This window comes from Nonomuraea sp. NPDC049624 (genome assembly GCF_040675255.1).
Classification (GTDB): domain Bacteria; phylum Actinomycetota; class Actinomycetes; order Streptosporangiales; family Streptosporangiaceae; genus Nonomuraea.
In genome coordinates this window covers 348,542-369,486 of the sequence record NZ_JBFAOR010000006.1, presented here as the reverse complement: position 1 = coordinate 369,486, position 20,945 = coordinate 348,542, and the positions used below count along the sequence as shown (strand labels likewise).

At 72.2% G+C, this 20,945-nt stretch carries 21 protein-coding genes and 1 riboswitch; of the genes, 15 read left to right on the top strand and 6 right to left on the bottom strand.

All coding sequences use genetic code 11. From position 1 onward, the window contains the following. The first annotated feature begins 90 nt into the window (after positions 1–90). The 6 genes from AB0J76_RS26385 (at position 91) to AB0J76_RS26360 (ending at position 7,377) form a co-directional block, all read left to right on the top strand. Positions 91–1,413, top strand: coding sequence for an NYN domain-containing protein (locus tag AB0J76_RS26385; protein WP_352322934.1), 1,323 nt, complete (start codon positions 91–93; stop codon positions 1,411–1,413). Between the two features lie 132 nt (positions 1,414–1,545). Continuing rightward, positions 1,546–2,472 carry an NlpC/P60 family protein gene (locus AB0J76_RS26380; protein WP_352322933.1) on the top strand — a complete coding sequence of 309 codons (927 nt, stop codon included), beginning with the start codon at positions 1,546–1,548 and terminating at the stop codon, positions 2,470–2,472. A gap of 333 nt (positions 2,473–2,805) precedes the next feature. Next, a riboswitch (cyclic di-AMP (ydaO/yuaA leader) is annotated at positions 2,806–2,969 on the top strand. Between the two features lie 130 nt (positions 2,970–3,099). Next, positions 3,100–3,582, top strand: coding sequence for a C40 family peptidase (locus tag AB0J76_RS26375; protein ID WP_352322932.1), 483 nt, complete (start codon positions 3,100–3,102; stop codon positions 3,580–3,582). A gap of 134 nt (positions 3,583–3,716) precedes the next feature. Continuing rightward, positions 3,717–4,547 (top strand): hypothetical protein, encoded by an 831-nt coding sequence (locus AB0J76_RS26370; RefSeq protein ID WP_352322931.1) that lies wholly within the window; start codon positions 3,717–3,719, stop codon positions 4,545–4,547. An 11-nt stretch (positions 4,548–4,558) separates the two neighbouring features. Beyond that, complete coding sequence (locus tag AB0J76_RS26365; RefSeq protein WP_352322930.1) at positions 4,559–6,286, top strand: M48 family metallopeptidase; 1,728 nt, start codon at positions 4,559–4,561, stop codon at positions 6,284–6,286. Beyond that, complete coding sequence (locus AB0J76_RS26360) at positions 6,283–7,377, top strand: glycosyltransferase family 4 protein (protein WP_352322929.1); 1,095 nt, start codon at positions 6,283–6,285, stop codon at positions 7,375–7,377. Before AB0J76_RS26365 ends, AB0J76_RS26360 begins: the two co-directional genes overlap by 4 nt. Before the next feature lie 23 nt (positions 7,378–7,400). On the opposite strand, the gene AB0J76_RS26355 is transcribed toward AB0J76_RS26360, so the two are convergent. The 3 genes from AB0J76_RS26355 to AB0J76_RS26345 are packed head-to-tail and all read right to left on the bottom strand — an operon-like array spanning position 7,401 to position 10,473. After that, entirely contained in the window at positions 7,401–8,318 is a 918-nt protein-coding gene (locus tag AB0J76_RS26355) for a carbohydrate ABC transporter permease (protein WP_352322928.1), read from the bottom strand. Further along, positions 8,315–9,187 carry a sugar ABC transporter permease gene (locus AB0J76_RS26350; RefSeq protein WP_352322927.1) on the bottom strand — a complete coding sequence of 291 codons (873 nt, stop codon included), beginning with the start codon at positions 9,185–9,187 and terminating at the stop codon, positions 8,315–8,317. The genes AB0J76_RS26355 and AB0J76_RS26350 overlap by 4 nt, the downstream gene beginning before the upstream one ends. Then, positions 9,187–10,473 (bottom strand): ABC transporter substrate-binding protein, encoded by a 1,287-nt coding sequence (locus AB0J76_RS26345; RefSeq protein WP_352322926.1) that lies wholly within the window; start codon positions 10,471–10,473, stop codon positions 9,187–9,189. Before AB0J76_RS26345 ends, AB0J76_RS26350 begins: the two co-directional genes overlap by 1 nt. Positions 10,474–10,655: 182 nt before the next feature. On the opposite strand from AB0J76_RS26345, the gene AB0J76_RS26340 reads away from it, so the two are divergent. Further along, positions 10,656–11,438 carry a DeoR/GlpR family DNA-binding transcription regulator gene (locus AB0J76_RS26340; protein WP_352322925.1) on the top strand — a complete coding sequence of 261 codons (783 nt, stop codon included), beginning with the start codon at positions 10,656–10,658 and terminating at the stop codon, positions 11,436–11,438. A 53-nt stretch (positions 11,439–11,491) separates the two neighbouring features. Here the strand turns inward: AB0J76_RS26340 and AB0J76_RS26335 are convergent, their stop codons facing one another. Next, positions 11,492–12,385 carry an aldo/keto reductase gene (locus AB0J76_RS26335; protein WP_352322924.1) on the bottom strand — a complete coding sequence of 298 codons (894 nt, stop codon included), beginning with the start codon at positions 12,383–12,385 and terminating at the stop codon, positions 11,492–11,494. Between the two features lie 59 nt (positions 12,386–12,444). Here AB0J76_RS26335 and AB0J76_RS26330 point away from each other — a divergent pair, with 59 nt between their 5' ends. Continuing rightward, on the top strand, positions 12,445–12,837 hold the full coding sequence (locus tag AB0J76_RS26330) for a MerR family transcriptional regulator (RefSeq protein ID WP_352322923.1): 393 nt from the start codon (positions 12,445–12,447) through the stop codon (positions 12,835–12,837). Positions 12,838–12,840: 3 nt separating this feature from the next. Here the strand turns inward: AB0J76_RS26330 and AB0J76_RS26325 are convergent, their stop codons facing one another. After that, entirely contained in the window at positions 12,841–14,586 is a 1,746-nt protein-coding gene (locus tag AB0J76_RS26325; RefSeq protein ID WP_352322922.1) for an AMP-dependent synthetase/ligase, read from the bottom strand. Positions 14,587–14,714: 128 nt separating this feature from the next. On the opposite strand from AB0J76_RS26325, the gene AB0J76_RS26320 reads away from it, so the two are divergent. From AB0J76_RS26320 to AB0J76_RS26290, 7 genes are all read left to right on the top strand, one after another. Continuing rightward, the gene (locus AB0J76_RS26320) at positions 14,715–15,482 is read left to right on the top strand and encodes a metallophosphoesterase (protein ID WP_352322921.1); all 768 of its coding nucleotides are present in this window, start codon (positions 14,715–14,717) and stop codon (positions 15,480–15,482) included. Positions 15,483–15,543: 61 nt separating this feature from the next. Continuing rightward, positions 15,544–15,987, top strand: coding sequence for an SRPBCC family protein (locus tag AB0J76_RS26315; protein ID WP_352322920.1), 444 nt, complete (start codon positions 15,544–15,546; stop codon positions 15,985–15,987). Beyond that, a complete protein-coding gene (locus tag AB0J76_RS26310; RefSeq protein WP_352322919.1) occupies positions 15,984–17,147 on the top strand; it encodes an ArsA family ATPase in 1,164 nt (387 codons plus the stop codon). The genes AB0J76_RS26315 and AB0J76_RS26310 overlap by 4 nt, the downstream gene beginning before the upstream one ends. Positions 17,148–17,186: 39 nt before the next feature. Then, positions 17,187–17,582: a hypothetical protein gene (locus tag AB0J76_RS26305; protein WP_352322918.1), complete on the top strand. Its 396-nt coding sequence runs from the start codon at positions 17,187–17,189 to the stop codon at positions 17,580–17,582. A gap of 13 nt (positions 17,583–17,595) precedes the next feature. Beyond that, positions 17,596–18,528 (top strand): ROK family glucokinase, encoded by a 933-nt coding sequence (locus AB0J76_RS26300; protein ID WP_352322917.1) that lies wholly within the window; start codon positions 17,596–17,598, stop codon positions 18,526–18,528. A 12-nt stretch (positions 18,529–18,540) separates the two neighbouring features. Next, positions 18,541–19,275, top strand: coding sequence for an endonuclease/exonuclease/phosphatase family protein (locus AB0J76_RS26295; protein ID WP_352322916.1), 735 nt, complete (start codon positions 18,541–18,543; stop codon positions 19,273–19,275). A 37-nt stretch (positions 19,276–19,312) separates the two neighbouring features. Continuing rightward, positions 19,313–20,419 carry a hypothetical protein gene (locus AB0J76_RS26290; protein WP_352322915.1) on the top strand — a complete coding sequence of 369 codons (1,107 nt, stop codon included), beginning with the start codon at positions 19,313–19,315 and terminating at the stop codon, positions 20,417–20,419. 9 nt (positions 20,420–20,428) lie between these two features. Here AB0J76_RS26290 and AB0J76_RS26285 read toward each other — a convergent pair whose 3' ends face one another. Beyond that, positions 20,429–20,905, bottom strand: a complete 477-nt coding sequence (locus AB0J76_RS26285) for a hypothetical protein (RefSeq protein WP_352322914.1) — start codon at positions 20,903–20,905, stop codon at positions 20,429–20,431. Positions 20,906–20,945: the final 40 nt, after the last annotated feature.

Here is a 20,945-nt window from a genome sequence, read left to right as displayed (position 1 = left end):
GCGCTTGTCTAGGTTCAAGGGACCGTTACGGTCAGGTACGCAAGAGCCGTACCCTTGTCTGAAAGGGCATGTCACGAAGGGACAAGTGGGATGAGTTCAGCGGGTGAAGGCCTGTCTCGCCCGCTTCCCGAGCAGGTGCGCCTCAACGTCGTCGACCTGGCCGCGCAGGTCCTCGGCACGATGCCCGCCGTCTCCGTGCCGCCGCCGCTGCGCGGCATCGCCAAGTTCGACCCGCGCAAGCGCGCCAAGCTGGGCAGCGCGCCGATCGCCGCGCAGCTGGAGAACGACAAGAAGTTCCGCGAACTGGTCGCCGAGTCCGTCGCCGCCGGGTGGCCCGAGCTGGTCGCCGCGCTGGCCGAGGGCAGTGTGCCGCCCGCCGCCGACCCCGTGCTGGTGGCTGCCGCAGCCTATCTCACCAGACCGCCCGGCTGGGCGGAGATGATCGAAACCGCCCGCGCCGACCTGGAGCAGTCCGCCGTGGCGGCCGAGGGGTCCGAGCGCGAGGAGGCCGTGACGCGGCTGCGCGAGCAGCTCGCCGCCCAGAAGAGCGCCGCCAAGGAGGAGGCCGACCGGCTGCGCGAGCAGATCAAGGCGGCCCGCGCCGAGAACTCCGACCTGCGGCGCAAGCTCCACGACGCCCGCGAGCGGGCCAAGGCCGCCACCCGCAGGGCCGAGGAGATGGAACAGGCCGCCGACGACGCCCGGCACGCCGCCTCCACCGCCGGCAACGCGGGCGAGGCCGAGCTGCGCCGCCTGCGCGAGCGCCTGGCCGACGTGGAGAGGCAGCTCGAAGCCTCCCGCCGGGCCGCCCGCGAGGGCCGCAGCATCGAGGACGCCCGCATCAGGGTGCTGCTCGACGCCCTCCAGGACGCCTCGGCCGGGCTGCGCAGGGAGCTGGCGCTGCCCACCACGATCAGCAGGCCCGCCGACTCGGTCGCGGCCAGCACCGGCGAGCGTCCCGGGGTGCGCGGCGTGCCCGCGCGGGCCCTGGCCGACGACGACCCGCAGCTCCTCGACCAGCTCCTGGCGCTGCCGCAGGTGCACCTGATCATCGACGGCTACAACGTCACGAAGACCGGCTACGGCACGCTCACCCTCGCCGACCAGCGCAACCGGCTGATGACCGGCCTCGGCGGGCTGGTCGCCCAGACCCGCGTCGAGGTGACGGTGGTCTTCGACGGCGCCGAGCTCAACGCGCCGGTGCAGGTGGTGGCGCCGCGCGGGGTGCGGGTGCTCTTCAGCGCGCCGGGGGAGATCGCCGACGACCTCATCCGCCAGCTCGTCCGGGCCGAGCCGCCCGGCCGGGCCATCGCCGTCGTCTCCTCCGACCGCGAGGTGGCCGAGTCCGTACGCCGGATGGGTGCCAGACCGGTTCCGTCCGGTCTGCTGCTGCGCCGGTTGGGCCGCGCATAAGTTACGAATTAGCACTATTGGCGAGACGCCACCCGCCACTTCTGTACTATTTCGCCCCAGGTGTAATCCCTGGGAGGCGACGCTGTGAGGTTTGGCCGGGTGGCGGTGGCCGCGGGTCTCGCGATCGGACTGATGACGGTTCCGATGGGTGCGGCGCTCGCTGATCCCAAGCCCACTCTCAAACAGGCCAAGGCCAAGCTGGACAAGCTCAACGACAAGGCCGACAAGGTCGTCGACCGGTACAACACGGCGACCGAGAACTACAAGAAGGCCAAGGACGCCTACACCAGGCTGAACGACCGCTACAAGCAGAAGCTGCAGACGGTCGCCGACCTCCGCGCCGAGATCATCAAGGTGGCGGTGGACTCGTACAAGCTGGGCGGGGACGTCACCTCCCTGCCCGGCATGGTCGGCGTCAACGACCCCGAGAACCTGCTGGCCGGGCTGGCCATGGCCGGGCAGCTCTCGCGCGAGCGGCTGGAGAAGCTGGCCGCGTTCGACCGGGAGAACAAGGGTCTCAAGGCCGAGCGCGACAACGCCGAGACCGCGCTGGCCGACGCCGACAAGGAGCGGGACGCCGTCCAGAAGGAGCGGGCCGAGGTGCTGAAGCTGGTCGGCCAGCAGAAGAAGCTCCTGGACAAGCTGGGGGCCTACAACCCGGGCAACCCCAACAGCACCGGCATCAAGTACACCGGTCCCGCCTCGGGCAGCGCGGCCGCCGTACTCAACTTCGCCTTCGCCCAGGTCGGCAAGCCGTACATCTTCGGCGGCACGGGCCCGCGCGGCTACGACTGCTCAGGGCTGACCCAGGCCGCCTGGCGCGCCGCCGGCGTCTCGCTGCCGCGTACGACCTGGCAGCAGTGGGCCTGGGGCGCCAGCCGCAAGGTGGACCTCAAAGACCTCCAGCCGGGGGACCTGATCTTCAGCGAGGGGCTCGGGCACGTCAGCATCTACGCGGGCGGCGGCAAGATCGTCCACGCGCCGCAGACGGGTGACGTCGTCAAGGTCGTCCGCCTCGCCGACTACGGCCGCCCCCTCGTCGGAGCCATCCGCCCCTGACTCGGCCCCGCCCGACCGGTGTGCGTGACCCCTGGGGCGAATGGGACAAAGGGGGCGAAAGCGCCCTGACAATCAGGTGTGCCGGGAAGTGTGAGAAGGGTCACAAAACTGTAACGGAACCCTCGGTTCCAGCAGCGGTTTCACCCTTGACTCCCACCCTTATCTGATCTTTACAGGCTGTGTCTCCCTTTGCCAAATCTTGACCCCTCGGCGTAGTTTCTGGCGTCGCGGTCAGCAAGCCATGCGCACCGCGGATCGACATCGGAACCCCCGATGCGGACCAGAGAGAAATCCAGCGGTCGCCGCCGATATCCCCGTTCAGGCACAACATCGGGTGGCGACCTGCCGAGTCCGTGCAGCCAGGAGGCACGGAGCCGGGGACCCAAAGATCCCGTAATCCCCCGGGATCAGGGGTGAATCGGCGCGCCATCGCGCCGTAGGGCGACTTCCAGGCCCGAATCCGTCAGCTAACCCGGTAGGCGTTCGTGGAAGACACAAGGAGAAATCCTGTCTACCTCCCTGCATAACCCCCGTCTGTCCCGTCTCGCCCTGAGGGGCGTCGCACTCACGATGACCGTGACGGCCGGAGGTGCGGTTCTCCATGCCGTACCGGCCGGGGCGCAGACGGTGAGCGAATCGGCCGTCAGGCTCACCGCGGTGTCCAGCACCGCCAAGGCGGCCACTGCGAAGTCGGCCAAGTCGGCGAAGACCGTCAGGTCCGCGAAGTCGGCGAAGGCCGCGCGGCAGGCGTCGAGGGCCCGCAGGGCCGTCGCCGTCGCCAAGCATCAGGTCGGCGACCCGTACCGGTACGGGGCCACGGGCCCTGGTGCGTTCGACTGCTCCGGACTCGTCCAGTACGCCTGGAAGAAGGCCGGAGTACGACTCCCGCGCGTGACGAACAGCCAGTTCGCCCGCATCAAGCGGAAGGTCTCCTGGCGCAATCTCAAGCCGGGTGACCTGATGTTCTTCAACGGGCTGGGCCACGTCGGCATGTACGTCGGCCACGGCAAGATGGTCCATTCGCCGCGGACCGGCGAACGGGTGCGCATCGACAAACTGGGCGGATGGCGGAAGTCGTCGTTCGTCGGCGCGGTGCGTCCCGGCGCGTGACAACGGGCCCCGCCCGGACCCTCCCCGGTCCGGGCCGGGGCCTGTCGCATGCCCGGGCCCGTGAAGGGCTGGTCTCGTAAGGGGCCGGTCTCGTGAAGGGGCCGGGAGGGGCGTGGGCCTACTAGCATCGGGCCGTGTCCTCGCAGGTGCGTCCGTCCCTCCGCGGTCCGCGCCTGCTCCTCTCGGTCCTGCTGCTGGCGGCGGTTCTCGTGGTCGCCGACGCGCCGCCCGCCGCCGTCCTGCCCGCCGGGGCGCGCGGTCTGTGGAGCGACGGCGGTCAGGTGGCCCGCGGCGCACGGTCCGTGGTGGTGGGGCATCGCGCCGACCCCGGCGTGCTCGCCGATCTGGCCCGCCGCGCGGACCTCGCCGGAGCGCGGGTGTCCGCGGTGCTCGGCCGGCCGGTACGCGCGCTGGTCGTCGTGCCGGACTCCGACGCGGAGGCGGCCGGGCTGGCGGGCACGGGCCCGCTGGACGGGCTGGCCGCGGTGGCCGACGGCGCCAGGGTGATCGTCGTGCCCGGCTCCTTCGCCCGGCTCACCCCCACGGGACGCGACGTCGTCCTCACCCATGAGCTCACCCACGTCGCCGCGGGCACCGACCGGCTGCCCGTCTGGCTCTACGAGGGGTTCGCCGACTACGTGGCCTACCGCGACGCCGGGCTACCCGTCGGGACGGCCGCCGCCGAACTGGCCGCCGACGTACGGGCCGGCCGGCTGCCGAGCGAGTTGCCCGGACCTGCGACTTTCGCCCCCACGGCGGCCGACCCCGGACGGCTCGCGCGGGCGTACCAGGAGGCCTGGATGGCGTGTCGCTTCCTCGCAGACCGGTTCGGTGACGGGACCCTGGTACGGCTCTACCGTGATGCCCGCGTGGCCGGCGTCGATCAGGCGCTCGCCTCCGTGGGGCTCACCGCCGAGACGCTGGCGGCACGGTGGCGCGAGTACGTACGAGAGCAGCTCGCGTGAAGGGGAGGCAGATGAGCGAGCGGAACGACCCGCCCCGGGAAGGGGACGAGCCCGCCGGAGCGGTCGCCGGAGTGGCCGACGAGCCCGGCACGGCGGCGCACGGCGGAGGTGTGGCCATCAGGGACGACGGCGGAGACCGGCCCGGCGACGGTGCGCCGCAGGAGCCGTCCGGCACCAACGAGCCCCCCGAATCCCCGGGACACCCCGACGACCCGGACGATCCGGACGCCCGCCCGGACGCCCGCCCCGACGCGGACGCCGACCCCGACACCGAGGACCCCCGTCACCCCCAGCCCCCCACCCCCGACGACCGCCCCCACGCGACCCGCGCCGGCGCCCCCGCCGCCGACGCCTCGGCCCCCGCGCAGGCCGCCGAGGGCACGGACGACCCCGCCGTCCCCCTCACCGAGGACGCCGACCCCCGTCCGGGAACCGGCAAGCTGACGGGAACGGCGGAGCACCTGATCGCCCGCGAACGCCAACGCGCGGAATCCCGCTCCAGGCGCGCGGCCGGCGCCGCCCTGGTCCTGGTCGGCGGCGTGATCCTGGCGGTGGCCGCGTTCACCACCCCCTGGCGGGTCCTGGCGGCGGGCGCGCCCGCCGTCGCCCCCGACCCCGCCCGCGACTTCAGCGCCGCCCAGATCGCCAGGGCGCAGGCGTTCGACGCGGCCACGACCCTGCCCGGCTACATCTCGCTCGGCCTCACGGTCCTGTTCGCCGGGCTGCTGGTCCTGACACCGTTCGCGGCCAAGGTGCTCGGCGTGCTCAGGGGCCCGTGGTGGGTGCGGGTGCTCCTCGGTGTGGTGGTGCTCACCGCGATCACCGAGGTGCTGAGGTGGCCGCTCGGCATGTGGTTCGAGACGATCCTGCGCGACTACGGCCTGTCCACCCAGGACTGGGCGGGCTGGACCGCCGACCGGCTCAAGAACACCGGCGTCAGCGTGCTGCTGACGGCCGTCATGCTGCTGGCCCTCGTGGCGCTGGCGCGCAGGGTGCGCCGCTGGTGGATCCCGGCCGCCGTGGGCGCCTTCGCGCTCACCCTGGGCGTGTCGTACGTCTATCCGGTGGTGTTCGAGCCGCTGTTCAACGACTTCACCTCCATGCCGCAGGGCTCGTTGCGGTCGGAGCTGCTGGCCATGGCCGAGCGGGACGGCGTCCCGGTCGAGGACGTGCTGGTCGCCGACGCCTCGCGGCGCACCACGGCGCTCAACGCGTACGTGTCGGGCTTCGGGGCCACCCGCCGGATCGTCGTGTACGACACGCTGCTCAAGGCGCCGGAGTCGGAGGTCGAGCTGGTGGTCGCGCACGAGCTGGGCCACGCCAAGCACGCCGACGTGCTCGGCGGCACGCTGCTCGGCGGCCTGCTGGCCGCCTTCGGCGCGATCGGCCTGTTCCTGCTGGTCGGGCCGCTGCGGCGGCGTACGGGGATCGCCTCGGTGGCCGACCCGCGCGCCATCGGCGTGCTCATGGGGCTGATGACGCTGGCCTCGCTGGTCTCCGACCCGGCCCAGAACCTGATCACGCGGCACGTGGAGGCGCGGGCCGACGTGCACGCCCTCGACCTCACCAGGGATCCGGCCACGTTCGTCGCGATGCAGAAACGCCTCGCCATAACCAACATTTCCGACTTGTCGCCGGATGCGGTGGAATATGTGCTCTATGCCTCCCATCCCTCCAGCCCCGAGCGCATCGCCCTGGCCCGCTCGTGGGCGAGACTGAACGGCGTCCCCGAACCGTGACCGACGTGGTCTTCGTGACGAACGACTTCCCGCCCAGGCCGGGCGGCATCCAGTCGTTCGTGCACGGACTCGCGCTCCGCACGCCGGGCGTGGCCGTCTACGCCCCCGCCTGGCCGGGATGCGAGGAGTTCGACCGGCGTCAGCCGTACCGGGTCGTCCGGCACCCGACGCGGCTGATGCTGCCCACTCCGGCCGTCGCGCGCAGGGCGGCCGGGCTGGTGGCCGAGCACCGCGCCGAGACCGTCGTCTTCGGCGCGGCCGCGCCGCTCGGCCTGCTCGCCCCCCGCCTGCGCGCGGCGGGCGCGCGGCGGGTGGTGATGCTCACCCACGGCCACGAGGCGTCGTGGGCGGGCGCGCCGGGCTTCCGCTCGGTGCTGCGCAGGATCGGCGCGCACGCCGACGTGGTGACCTACCTGGGCGACTACACGCGGCAGCGCCTGGCCGCGGCGATCCCCCCGCACAAGCTCGTACGCCTCGCGCCCGGCGTGGACGTCGAGCAGTTCCACCCGGGGGCCGCCAAGGCGGAGCTGGGCCTCGACGGCCGGTCGGTGGTGGCCTGCGTGTCCCGGCTGGTCCCGCGCAAGGGCCAGGACCAGCTCATCCGGGCCTGGCCCAGGGTGCTGCGCGCGGTGCCGGACGCGGTGCTGCTGCTGGTGGGCGGCGGCCCGTACCGGTCGCGGCTGGAGCGCCTGGCGGGCGGGCACGAGTCGATCAGGTTCACCGGCACGGTCCCCGCCGCGAGCCTGCCCGGCTACTACGCGGCGGCCGACGTCTTCGCGATGCCCTGCCGCACCCGCTTCAACGGCGTGGACGTCGAGGGCCTCGGGATCGTCTTCCTGGAGGCTTCGGCGACCGGCCTGCCGGTGGTCGCGGGCGACTCCGGCGGCGCGCCGGACGCCGTCCGGCCCGGGGAGACGGGCCTGGTCGTGGACGGCTCGGACGTCGCGGACGTCGCCCAGGCCGTCGTCGACCTGCTCTCCGACCCCGCGCGGGCGCGCAAGATGGGCGCCCGCGGCCGCGACTGGATCACCCGCGAGTGGACGTGGGAGCAGGTCGCCACCCGCTTCCACGCCCTGCTCCGCCCCTCCTGATCGACCTCATGGGACCAGAACACCTAGCCCTTGGTCGAGCCCAGCGTGAGCCCGGCGACGAACTGCTTGTGCAGGAGCTGGAAGACGACCAGCGTGGGCAGCGCCACCAGCAGGGACCCGGCCGCCAGCAGGTTGTAGTCGGTGAAGAACTGGCCGCGCAGGTTGTTCAGCGCCGAGGTCACCGGCAGTTTGTCGCCCGAGGACATCAGCACCAGCGCCCACAGGAAGTCGTTGTACATCCAGGTGAACTCCAGGGTGGCCAGCGCCGCCAGCACCGGCCTGCACAGCGGCAGGGTGAGCCGCCAGTAGCGCTTCCACACGCTCGCGCCGTCCACGAGCGCCGCCTCGGTGATCTCCTCCGGGATCGTCCGCATGAAGTTCGCGATGACGAAGACGCAGAAGCCGAACTGGAACGCCACGTGGATGAGGATCAGCCCGAGGTAGGAGTCGTAGAGCGACTGGGAGTCCGACAGCCAGGCGGGCAGCGGCACCAGCGTGTAGAGGGTGTAGAGCGGGGTGATGAGCACCTGCGGCGGCATCAGGTTCCCGGCGGTGAACACGATCAGCAGCGCCTTGCGCCCCGGGACGCGCACCCGCGCGACGGCGAACGCCGTGAACGAGGCCAGCAACAGCGTGACCAGCACCCCGGGGACGACGATGATCAGCGTGTTCAGGTAGTAGCGGGGCAGCTCGGCCTGGCTCCACGCCTCGGCGTAGTAGCCGAGCGTGAGGTGCTCGGGCACCGACAGGTAGCCCAGCCGGGCCGTCTCCTCGTACGGCCGCAGCGAGGCGTAGACCGACAGGGCCAGCGGCAGCACCCAGCCCAGCGCGACCAGCGCGAGGAAGGCGTGCAGCAGGACGCGCAGCGGCCGCACGGGCCGGCGCGCGGGCGGCCGCCGGCCTTGCGCCGGGGGAGCGGCGGCGGGCGCGGTGAGCGTCATCGCTCCTCCTTGAACAACTGCGACAGGTACGTGACGATGAACCCCAGCGAGATGACCAGCAGGATCACGGCGATGGCCGAGCCGAAGCCGATGCGGCCGGCCTCGCCCACGATGTTCTCGGTGACCAGCACCGACAGCAGCTCCAGGCCGTTCCTGCCCTTGTTGACGGCGTAGACGACGTCGAACGCGCGCAGCGCCTCGATCACGGTGATGACCAGCACGATCACGTTGACCGGCCGCAGCGTCGGGAACACCACGCGGAAGAAGGCCTGCGCCTCGGTGGCGCCGTCGATGGCGGCGGCCTCCTTCAGCGCCGGGTCCACGGCCTTGAGCCCGGCCAGGTAGATGATCATGACGTAGCCGACGTGCCGCCAGCCGGCCGCGACCATCACGACCCAGATGTTGATCGACCGGTCGCCCAGCCAGTCCACGGTCAGGCCGGTGACCGCGTTCAGCACGCCGTAGTCGGAGGAGTAGACGAGCTGGGCGATGAAGCCCACCACGGCCAGCGACAACACGACCGGCAGGTAGAGCGCGCTCTGGTAGACCCGCGACCAGCGCAGCCGCCGGTCCAGCAGCACCGCGCAGAACAGCCCGAACGGCGTCGCGACCAGCCCCAGGAAGCCCAGCCACAACACGTTGTTGCGCACCGCCGACCAGAACGGCGGGTACGCGGTGGCCAGGTCGTGGTAGTTGCGCCCGCCCACCCACTCGATCGGCCCGATGCCGTTCCAGTCGGTGCCGGACAGCGCGACGGAGGCCAGCGCGGGCCCCCAGATGAGGCCCACGTTGACGATGACGGCCATCCCCAGCCCGATGACCAGCACGGTCACGTCCCGGGCGGAGTAGCGACGGGTTTTGACGGTCATCAGCGGAAGATGTTGGCCTTCTGCTTCTCGATGCCCGCCAGCAGGGAGTCGATCTCGTCCGGCGCGCCGACGAACGCCTGCAGGGACGGGATCATCACGGTGGAGGCGAAGTCCGGCCGGGTGTCGCGGTCGAGGAACTGCGCCAGGTGGGTGGCCTGGGAGACCAGTTCGGCGCCGCGCTTCTGCAGGGCGCTGTAGCCGCTGGTGTCGGCCTTGGAGCTGGAGGCCAGCGTGCCCGGGTCCAGCCTGGTCGCCTCGTTCTGGGACGAGCCCTTGGCCAGGTGCTTCAGCAGCGCCTTGGCGCCGTCCACGTTCCTGGCCTTGGCCGAGATCATGTAGCCGTCGATGGGGGCGTCGATCGAGTCGGTGCCGTGGGCGGGGTCGATCTCGGGGAAGGTGAAGAAGTCGAGGTCGTCGCGGTCGGCCTCGGGGAACTGCTGGGCGACGAACATGCCGAGCAGGATCATGCCGGTCTTCTTCTGCGCGAGCGACTGCCCGGCCTCCTGCCAGGTACGCCCGAGCGCGGCCGGCTGGTGGTACTCCATCAGCCCCCGCCAGGTGTCGAAGACCTGCCTGACCCTGGGGTCGGTCCACGACTCCTTGCCGGCCATGAGCGAGATGTGGAAGTCGTAGCCGTTCGTGCGCATGTTCAGGATGTCGAACGTGCCCATCGCCGGCCAGCCGTCCTTGTCGGCGAACGCGATCGGGACCAGCCCGTCGGCCTTCATCCTCCTGGCCAGGGCGGTGAACTCGTCCAGGGTCCGCGGGGGCTCGTACCCCTTGGCCCGCCACAGGCTCTTGCGGTAGAAGACGGCCCACGGGTAGTAGGTGAACGGCACGAAGTACTGCTTGCCGTCGGTGCCGGTCGACTGGTCCTTGAACGCCTGCGTGTAGTCGCCGCCGATCTCCCGCCACACGTCCGAGATGTCGGTCGCCAGGCCCTGCTCGGCGAAGAAGCGCATCCGGTAACCGGCGAACCAGGTGAACACGTCGTCGGGCGTGCCCTTGAGATAGCGGTTGATGTTCTCCTGGAACGTGTTGTGGTCGACCGTGTTGACCTTCGGGACGGCCTGGGTGAAGCCCTTGAGCACGGTCTCCAGGGCCTTCTTGGGGACCTCGTCGGAGGCGTTCGAGCCGATCGTGACCGTGCCCGTCCCAGCGCCGGACGACCTGCCGGGCCCGGTGGAGGGGCTGCCGGATCCGCACCCGACGAGGACGGCGGGCACGCCGAACGCGGCGGCTCCGAGCAGTAGACGGCGGCGGGAGATCGGCATGTGTCGGTCCATGGTGGTTCCTCCTTGCCGGACCCTTCAGATTCCCCCGAGTTCGCTCACACCCATTCATCGAAAGACGAAGCCCTACCGCTGTCAACGCACTGTTTCATGACGTTTTCGACGCATTCACCAGGTCGGTGTCATGTCATGATGCGGACGGGATGTGTCGGAACCTGTTGGGATCTGGTGATGCGATGCTCGCCCCGCAGCGTCAGCAGGCGATCCTGGACCTCGTCCGGCAGAACGGCGGCGTCCGGGTCGTGGACCTGGTGCGCACGTTCGGCGTCTCCGACATCACGATCCGGCGTGACCTGGAGCTGCTGGCCGAGCGCGGCCTGCTGGCCAAGGTGCACGGCGGCGCGACCACGATCGGCGCCACGAACGAGCCCGGCTTCGCCGCCAAGTCCGTGCAGCAGGAGGCGGAGAAGCAGGCCATCGCCGGGCACGCCGTCGCGCTCGTCCGCCCCGGCACGGCCGTGGCCCTGTCGGCCGGCACGACGACCTGGACGCTCGCCCACCACCTGGGCCAGGTCCCCGGCCTGACCGTCGTGACGAACTCCGTCCGCGTCGCCGACGTCTTCCAGCACGCCGGCCGCCCCGACCAGACGGTCGTGCTCACCGGCGGCGTGCGCACCCCCTCCGACGCCCTGGTCGGCCCGGTCGCGGTCGCCGCGATCCGCCGGCTCAACGTGGACCTGCTCTTCCTCGGCGTGCACGGCATGACCGCGCGGACGGGCTTCACCACCCCCAACATGATGGAGGCCGAGACCGACCGCGCGCTGGTCGAGGCGGCCTCCCGGCTCGTCGTGCTGGCCGACCACACCAAGTGGGGGACCGTCGGCATCAGCACGATCGCCGAGCTCGGCGAGGCCGACGTGGTCGTCTCCGACACCGGCCTGCCGGAGGCGGCCAGGCAGGCGCTGTCGGAACGGGCGGGCCGGCTCGTCCTGGCGGAGGCACGGCCCGTCCCGAGATGAGGCCCGTCACCGGTCGAGGGGCCGCGCCGCGCCCCCGCTCGCGGGCGGCGGCCTCAAGCGACCGCCGCCGACAGCCGGTCGTACTGCTCGTCGGAGAGCTCGACCGACAACGCCGCCACGTTCTCCTCCAGGTGCCCGATCGAGGAGGTGCCCGGGATCGGGATCACCGCGGGGGAGCGGCGCAGCAGCCAGGCCAGCGACGCCTGGGCCGGGGTGACGCCGATCTCGGCCGCCACCGCCGCCAGCGGCGTGCCGGGCCCGGCGTGCGAGCCCGCCGCGATCGGGAAGAAGGGCAGGAACGCGATGCCGTGCGCGGCGGCGTGGTCCACGACGTCCTCGTGCTGCCGGGTGGCCAGGTTGTACATGTTCTGCACGGCCGCGATCGGCGTGATCTCCGCCGCCCGGCGCAGCTCCTCGACGCTCACCTCCGACAGGCCGATGTGCCGGACCTTGCCCTCGTCCCTGAGCTGCTTGAGCGCGCCGATCTGGTCGGCGAGCGGGTAGGCCGGGTCCAGGCGGTGCAGCTGGAGCAGGTCGATGCGCTCCACCCGCAGCCGGCGCAGGCTCAGCTCGGCCTGCTGGCGCAGGTAGGCCGGATGGCCGAGCGGCACCCACTCGGCGGGGGAGGGCCGCAGCACGCCGATCTTGGTGGCCACCGCCACGCCGTCCCCGTACGGGTGCAGCGCCTCGGCGATCAGCTCCTCGTTGGCGCCGAGCGCGTAGGAGTCGGCGGTGTCGAAGAGGTTCACGCCCAGCTCGGCCGCCCGGCGCAACACGGCCACGGCGCCCGCCCGGTCCGCCGGCGCCTCCCAGATGGGCGCTTCCATCGCTGGGCGCGCGGGGTCGGGGGCGTCGGCCAGCCGCATCGACCCGTAGCCGATCCGGCGCACCTCCAGGTCTCCGCCAATGGTGAACGTCTGTACAGTTTCGCGAGGAATTTCTCTCATGGACGTCACGCTAGAAGCTCACATCGATGTGAGATGCAAGCGGGTGTGAGGAGCATCACGTGAAGATCGGCGCGCTCTCCGCGGAGACCGGGGTCAGCCCCCGGCTGCTGCGCTACTACGAGGAGCAGGGGCTGCTGACGTCGTACCGGGCCGACGGCGGTCACCGGCGCTACGGAACGGACGCGCCCGTCGTGGTCCGGCGCATCCGCACGCTGCTCGCCGCGGGCCTGCCGACCAAAGTGATCAAGGACGTGCTCCCGTGCGCCTCCGGCTCCGGCGAGGTGCTGGACGCGTGCACCCTCGACGCCCTCCGCGGCCGGCTCACCGGCCTGGACGAGCAGCTGGCCGAGCTCCAGGCCACCCGCCAGGCCCTGGCCGCGATCCTGGTTGCGACCGAGCGGGCCGGCGACCCGGCCGATGAGCCGGCCGGTGAGCTGGTGGGGGCCGCCTGACGGCTAGTGGCGGTAGAGCTCGTCGATCTCCTTGGCGTAGTCGCGCATCACCAGGTTGCGCTTGACCTTCAGCGTCGGCGTCAGGTGGCCGCTCTCCTCGGTGAGGTCGGCGTCGAGGATCGTGAACTTCTTGATCTGCTCGGCCTTCGACACCATGCCGTTGGCCCGGTCGACGGCCTCCTGGACCTGCGCCAGGATCGCCGGGTCGGTGCGCAGCTCGGCCGCGCCGCGCCCGGCGGGCGTCGCCTCGGGGTCGAGCGTGACCAGCGCGGCGACGAACGGGCGGCCTTCGCCGACGATCATCGCCTGGGACACCAGCGGGTGGGCGCGCAGCGCGTCCTCCAGCGGGCCAGGGGCGACGTTCTTGCCCGCGGCCGTCACCAGGATCTCCTTCTTGCGGCCGGTGATGCGCAGGTAGCCGTCGGCGTCGAGCTCGCCCACGTCGCCCGTGTGGTACCAGCCGTCGGCGTCGACCGCCTCGGCGGTGGCGGCGTCGTTCTTCCAGTAGCCGTGGAAGACGTTGCGGCCCTTGGCCAGGATCTCGCCGTCGTCGCCGATGCGGACCGCGACGCCGGGCAGCGGCTTGCCGACCGTGCCGATCTTGTTGGCGCCCGGCATGTTGACCGAGATGGGGGCGGAGGTCTCGGTCAGGCCGTAGCCCTCGAAGACCTCGATGCCGACGCCCCGGAAGAAGTGGCCGAGCCGGTCGCCGAGCGCCGAGCCGCCGGAGACGGCGGCCGACAGCCGGCCGCCGGTGGCCGCCCGCAGCTTGGCGTAGACCAGCCGGTCGAACAGCAGGTGGCGCAGCCGCAGGCCGAGCGGCGCGCCGCCGGACGCCTCGGCCTTGCTCCAGGCCACCGCCACGTCGACGGCGCGGGCGAAGATCTTGCCCTTGCCGCCCGCGGCGGCCTTCTGCTCGGCGCCGTTGTAGACCTTCTCGAACACGCGCGGCACGCCCAGCAGGAACGTCGGCTTGAAGTCCTGGAGATCGGGGGCGACGTTCTTCATGTTCGGGGTGTGTGCCATGATCGCGCCGGCCTCGACCAGCACCACCTGGATCATCCGCGCGAAGATGTGCGCGAGCGGCAGGAACAGCAGCGCCGCCGGGGCGTTCGAGCTGAACAGCGGGTCGAGCGGCCCGCGCAGCACGTTGAGCGCGGTGAACAGCAGGTTGTCGTGGGTGATCCGGCAGCCCTTGGGACGGCCGGTGGTGCCCGAGGTGTAGACGATCGTGGCCAGGTCGGCGGCGACGACCTTCTTCCTGCGCTCCTCGACGGCCGAGTCGGGCACGCCCTCCGCGTCGAGCCGCCCCTCGACCCGCCACACGGCCTTGAGCTCGGGCGCGGCCTCGCGCACGGTCTCCTCGTGCGCGTCGAGCTCGACGAAGGCCGCCTTGGCCTCGCTGTCGGCCAGGATCCACCGGACCTGCTCCACCGACGACGTCTCGTAGATCGGGACGGTGACCGCGCCGACGGACCACAGGGCGTAGTCGACCAGCGTCCACTCGTAACGCGTGCGCGACATCAGCGCGACCCGGTCGCCGTGCTCGATCCCGGCCGCGATGAGCCCCCTGGCCACCTCGACCACCTGGTCGCGGAACTCGCCCGCGGTCACGACGGGCCAGCCGTCCTCGGTCTTGCGGCGCATGATCACGGTGCCGGGCTCCCGCTCGGCCCGGTCGAAGACCGTGTCGGGCAGGCTTGCTGAGGCAGGCACATCGACCAGGACGGGGACGCTGTACTCGCGCACGAACTTTCAACTCCTCTACGGGGACCGCCTGGACGTTACCGCCTTAAGTTACGCGCCGGTAGCATCGTCATGGGAGCGTTATGAAGGGCGTTCATCACGCTAGCAGCCGTCCCACCTAGGATTTCCCCATGAGGGTCCACGTGGTGAGTGACGTGCACGGCAGGGCCGACGCGCTGGCCCGCGCGGGCGAGGGCGCCGACGCGCTGGTGTGCCTGGGCGACCTGATCCTCTTCATCGACTACGACGACCACGCCAACGGCATCTTCGCCGACCTGTTCGGCGCGGAGCGGGCCGCCGAGTTCATCGCCCTGCGCACGGCCAAGCGCTTCGACGAGGCCAGGGCCATGTCGGCGCGCCTGTGGGCCACCCTCGACGGCGACCCGCGCGAGCACATCGAGCGCAACGTGCGCGCCCAGTACGCCACCCTCTTCGCGGCCATGCCCACCCCCGCCTACCTCACCTACGGCAACGTGGACATTCCCCGCCTGTGGCCCGACTACCTCAAACCGGGCCATCAGGTGCTCGACGGCGAGGTGGTGGAGATCGGCGGCCTGCGCTTCGGCTTCGTCGGCGGCGGCCTCAAGACCCCCTACCGCACCCCGTACGAGATCGGCGACGAGGAGTACGCCGCCAAGGTGGAGGCGATCGGCGAGGTCGACGTGCTGTGCTGCCACATCCCGCCCGCCCTGCCCGAGCTGCTCTACGACGTCGTGGCCAGGCGCTTCGAGCGCGGCAGCGAGGCCACGCTGGCCGCCATCCGGCGCACCCAGCCGCGTTACGCCCTGTTCGGCCACGTCCACCAGCCCCTCCACCGCCGCGCCCGCGTGGGCCGCACCGAGTGCGTGAACGTCGGCCACTTCCGCGGGAGAGGAGAGCCGTTCGTCCTGGAATGGTGAGCCGGGCGGCCCGTGACCGGCGCTCCGCCGCAACGGGCGGATTCTGCATTACGGTGGTCGCATGGCTGATCGCACCACTTCGAGCACCACCATCGGCGCCGGCCGCGCAGAGGTCATGGCGGTCATCGCCGACTTCCCCGCCTATCCCGAATGGGCCGGATCGATCAAGCGCGCCGAGGTCGTCAGCACGGGCGCCGACGGGCGGCCCGAGCAGGTGCGGTTCGTCCTCGACGCGGGCGTGATCAACGACACCTACACCCTGGCCTACGCCTGGGACGGCGACGACGGCGTGCGCTGGCAGGTGGTCGAGCCGGGCAAGATGGTCGGCGACCTGCGCGGAAGTTACCAGCTCACCGAGACGGGCAGTGGCACCGACGTGACGTACGAGCTCACCGTCGACCTCACGGTGCCCATGATCGGGATGATCAAGCGCAAGGCCGAGAAGGTGATCGTGGACACCGCGCTCAAGGGCCTGAAGAAGCGCGTCGAGGGCCGTACCCGGTGAGCCCCCGCGTCCTGCTCTTCACCGGCAAGGGCGGCGTGGGCAAGACCACCGCCGCCGCCGCGACCGCCACGCTGGCCGCCGAGCGCGGGCTCAAGACGCTCATCGTCTCCACCGACACCGCGCACTCGCTGGCCGACGCGCTCGCCGTCGAGCCCGGCGAGATCGCGCCCGGCCTCCACCTGCACCAGGTCGACACGCAGAAGACCCTGGAGCGCCACTGGGGCGACCTGCAGCACTACGCCAGGGGCGTGCTCACCGAGCTGGGCCTCGACGAGATCACCTCCGAGGAGATCACCGTGCTGCCCGGCGCCGAGGAGGTCATCGCCCTGCTCGAACTGCGCGAGCACGCCCGCCAGGGCGCCTGGGACGTCATCGTCATCGACTGCGCACCCACCGCCGAGACGCTGCGGCTGCTGGCGCTGCCCGAGGCGCTCGACTGGCACGTCACCAGGCTCATGCCGGTCGGCCGCAAGCTCGTCAAGGTCGTCTCGCCGTTCATGCGCAGCGTGGCCCGGATCAGCGCGCCGGACGACGACGTCATGAACGCCGCCGAGCGGTTCCACCGCGGGCTGATGGAGGTGCGCGAGCTGCTCACCGGCGACAGCGCGTCCGTGCGGCTGGTGCTCACCCCCGAGGCCGTGGTGCTCGCCGAGGCCAGGCGCACCCTCACCTCGCTCAACCTGTACGGCTACCGCGTCGACGCCGTCATCGCCAACCGGGTCTTCCCGGCCGGCGGCGCCGACGAGTGGCGGGCCAACTGGGTGAGCGCCCAGGCCAGGTTGCTGGCCGAGGCCGAGGAGTCGTTCGCGCCGCTGCCCGTCCACACCGTGCCGTACCTGCCGGCCGAGCCGGTCGGCCGGCGCGCGCTGGCCGAGGTGGGCGCCTCCGTCTACGGGGACACCGACCCGTTCGCCGCGCCCGCCGTCGAGCCGCCGCTGCGGCTCAGCGCCGACGAGCTGACGCTCGCCCTGCCCGGCGCCGACCACGACGACGTCGACCTGGCCCGCAAGGGCGACGAGCTCATCATCACCGCCGGCCCGTACCGCCGGATCCTCGCGCTGCCCGCGGCGCTGGCCCGCAGGAAGATCGGCTCCGCCGTGCTCCGCGACGGCGCGCTGAGAATACGGTTCAGTGTGGGGAGCGAATCCGGCTCCGAATGAGTTGAGCAGGATGAGCGAACCATACGCAGGGAGGGCCAGATGACCGACAACAACGACAGAGACCCCATCGGCACCGTGGCCGACGAGGCGCGCAAGCTGTTCGAGACGATCCAGGGGCGCGCCACGCGCCAGGTCGGCAGGACCGTCTACAACTCCTTCACGGGCGGCGGCGCCCGCAAGGAGCGGGACGTGTGGAGCGAGGCGGTGTCCGAGCCCCACGACGAGTACATCTGCCGCGCCTGCCCGGTGTGCCGGGCGATCGCGGCGCAGCGGGAGTCGGGCTCCGACGTGACCGGTCACCTGGTGGCCGCGGGCGGCGAGCTGTTCGCCGCGGTGCGCGGCGCCTTCGACGCGCTGAGCAGGCCCGCCCCCCGCGGGCCGCGCGACACCCGTGACCGCGACCGCGGCGACGTGGAACACATAGATCTGGGATAGGGAGACACGCGGCATGCTCACGATCGGTGTCGACATCGGCGGTACCAAGGTCGCCGCGGGCGTGGTCGACGACAACGGCGAGATCGTCGAACACACGCTCAGGCCGACCGCGGCCGACCGGCCCGACGTGGTCGCCGACACGGTCGCGGACGTCGTCCGCGAGCTGTCGCAGGGCAGGGACGTCGAGGCGGTCGGCGTCGGCGCGGCCGGGTTCGTCGACGAGACCCGCTCGATCGTGCGCTTCGCCCCCAACCTCGCCTGGCGCGAGGAGCCGCTGCAGAAGAAGATCAGCGACCTGGTCGGCCTGCCCGTCGTGATCGAGAACGACGCCAACGCCATGGCCTGGGGCGAGACCAGGTTCGGCGCCGGGCGCGGCCAGTCCCACGTCGTCTGCCTGACGCTCGGCACCGGCATCGGCGGCGGCATCGTCATCGACGGCGCCCTCTACCGCGGCCGCTGGGGCATGGGCGCCGAGCTCGGCCACATGCAGGTCGTGCCCGACGGACGGGTGTGCGGCTGCGGCAACATCGGCTGCTGGGAGCAGTACGCCAGCGGCCAGGCCCTGGTCAAGGAGGCCAGGGAGATCGCCGCCCGGCAGCCCGACCGCGCCGAGATCCTGCTCGGCCTGGCCGGCGGCCGGATCGAGGGCGAAGAGGTGACCGAGGCCGCCCGGCTGGGCGACAAGGCCGCGCTGGCCGCCTTCCGCAGCCTGGCCGACTGGCTCGGGCAGGGCATGGCCGACCTGGCCGCCGTGCTCGACCCCGGCTGCTTCATCGTCGGCGGCGGCGTCTCCCGGGCCGCCGACCTGTTCCTCGACGAGGCCCGCGAGGTGTTCGCCAGGCAGCTCACCGGCCACGGCCACCGGCCGCTCGCCGAGATCCGGCTGGCCGAGCTGGGCGCGTCCGCCGGGGTGGTCGGGGCCGCCGACCTGGCCAGGCGGCGCTAGCGCGTGCCGGCCGTGGCTCCCTCGTCCGGCACGCCGGGCATGCGCGACGGCGTGCTGGTCAGGGTCGCCTCGTACAACGTGCGCAGCATGCGCGACGACGTGCCCGCGCTGCGCCGGGTGCTCGCCGCCATGCGGGCCGACCTGGTGTGCGTCCAGGAGGCGCCGAGGTTCGCCCGGTGGCGGGCCAGGCGCCGGGCCCTGGCCGAGGCCGGCGGGCTGCGGGTGGCCACGCCCGGACGCGCCGGTGGCGTGTGCGTGCTGGCCGGTCCGCGGGCCCGGGTGCTGGAGGCGCGGCTGCACCGGCTCAAGGCGTTCCCCGGCCTGGAACGCCGGGTGCTGGCCGTCGCCGTCGTCGAGATCGGCGGCGCGCGGCTGGCCGTCGGCTCGCTCCACCTCGACCTGCACCTCGCCGCCCGGCTGCGGCACGCGGGCGAGGCCATGTCCCTCATGGAACGGGCGGCCGCCGCGCACGACGCCGCCGTCGTGGTCGGCGCCGACGTCAACGAGCGGGGACACCAGCCGGCCTGGCGTTTCCTGGCCGCCCGGCTGTCCGACTGCCACGCCGTCGCGCCCGCGGGCGACGGGCTGACCTTCCCCGCCGCACGGCCCGCCGAGCGCATCGACGCGGTGTTCGCCGCGCGCGAGGCACGCGTCCTGTCCTGCGGGGGAGTGGCGGCCGGGAACGCCGATCTGGCCGGGGCCAGCGACCATCTGCCGGTGCTCGCCGAGTTGCAGGTTGGACTCTGACGGGCGAGCCGCCCGGGCCAGCCCGTAGCATTTGTTCATGACCCGTCGCTCTCAGCGGCGTGCGCTCTCCGTCCTTCTGGCGACGTCCGTGGCCTTGCCGCAGGTCACGCCCGCCGCGCATGCCGAGCCCCGCCCCGCCGCCGAGGCGTGGCAGAAGTCGACGAGCGCGCGCCTCGACGCGGACGGCTCGCTCTCCGACGTGCTCGCCGTCTCGCCGGGCGACGTGTGGGCGGTCGGCCAGCAGGAGATCTGGGACGTCTGGAAGAACCGCGGCACGATCCGCCACTGGAACGGCGCCTCCTGGAACGAGGTGGCCGTGCGCGACGCCACCGCCGCGGGCAACCTGCGCGGCCTGGCCGCCGCCGGGGCCTCCGACGTGTGGGCGGTCGGCGACGGCCACGACGGCCTGCCCTACCTGGCCCACGGCGACGTCACGGGCTTCGACCGGGTCCGGCCGCAGGGGCTGCACGCCGGCGACTGGCTGGGCGGCATCGACGCCAAGGCGGGCCGGGTGGTCGCGGTCGGCAGCCGGGAGAAGTACGGGCTCATCCTCACCGGCCAGGGCAACACCTGGACCGTCCAGGAGACCAAGGAGAAGGGCGCGCTCTACGCGGTCGCCTCGGGCTTCGCCGTCGGCGACACCGGCGGCGCGCCGCTGATCATGCACTACACGTCGGGGGCCTGGAAGTCGATGTCCGTGCCCGCCGTCCCCGGCGGTTACCTGCGTGACATCCAGGTCGACAGCTCCAAGCGGGCGGTGGCCGTCGGCGGGATCTACCACGGTCCCGGCGAGATCTCGCCGCTCGTGCTCACCTGGAACGGCAAGCGCTGGCAGCGCCTGGCGATCCCGGCCACCGGCGCCCGCCTCTACGGCGTCACCGGCGACGGCAAGGGCCGCTACTGGATGACCGGCTACGACCCGGAGCAGGCGGCCCAGCCGTTCGTGATGCGCTGCGAGAAGGACGCCTGCCAGATCATCCGCGGCGCCGCCGAGAAGGGCCGCAGCAGCGTACGCCTCCAGGCGGTGGCCTACCTGGCCGGCAAGGGGGCGCTGTGGGCGGTCGGCCACGCCGTCGACGCGGCCGACCGCTACACCGACGTGGTGGAGTCCTTCGCCCCCCGCACCACCACGGCCAAGTCGTAGCGGGCCGGCCTACAGCACGGCGCCGTCGTCCCAGCCCGAGTCGTTGGGCGGCCCGTCGCCCATGCGCACGACCAACGCCACGAACCCGCCGATGAACGCCGCCACCGCGGTGAACAGCGCCCACCCCTCCATCTGCCAGCTGGCCATCGCCGCCACCAGCAGGTAGGCGGGCCCGCCGAACAGCGCCACCCAGGCGAGCTTGGTGGGCAGGTCGAGCTTGGGCAGCGGCGGCGGGGGAGGCGGCTCGAAGTGCCCCTCGTCCTCGTCGTCGCGGGCGGGTTCGTCGCGGTCGTCGCGGTCGTCGCGGTCGGGCGCGGACTGGCCGAGCTCGGGCTCCTCGGACGGTTTGACCACCCTGCGGGTGGGCTCGGCGGGCACGTTCTCGCTGTCCGGCCATGGCTGGTCGGCCGAGTCGCGCTCGGCTGTGTCGTTGAAGGACGCGACGATCTGCCGCCAGACCTCGTCCTCGTCACTCTGGGGCGTCACCTAGATGGGCCTCTCCGCAGCGATCGCGACTTCCCCCTGG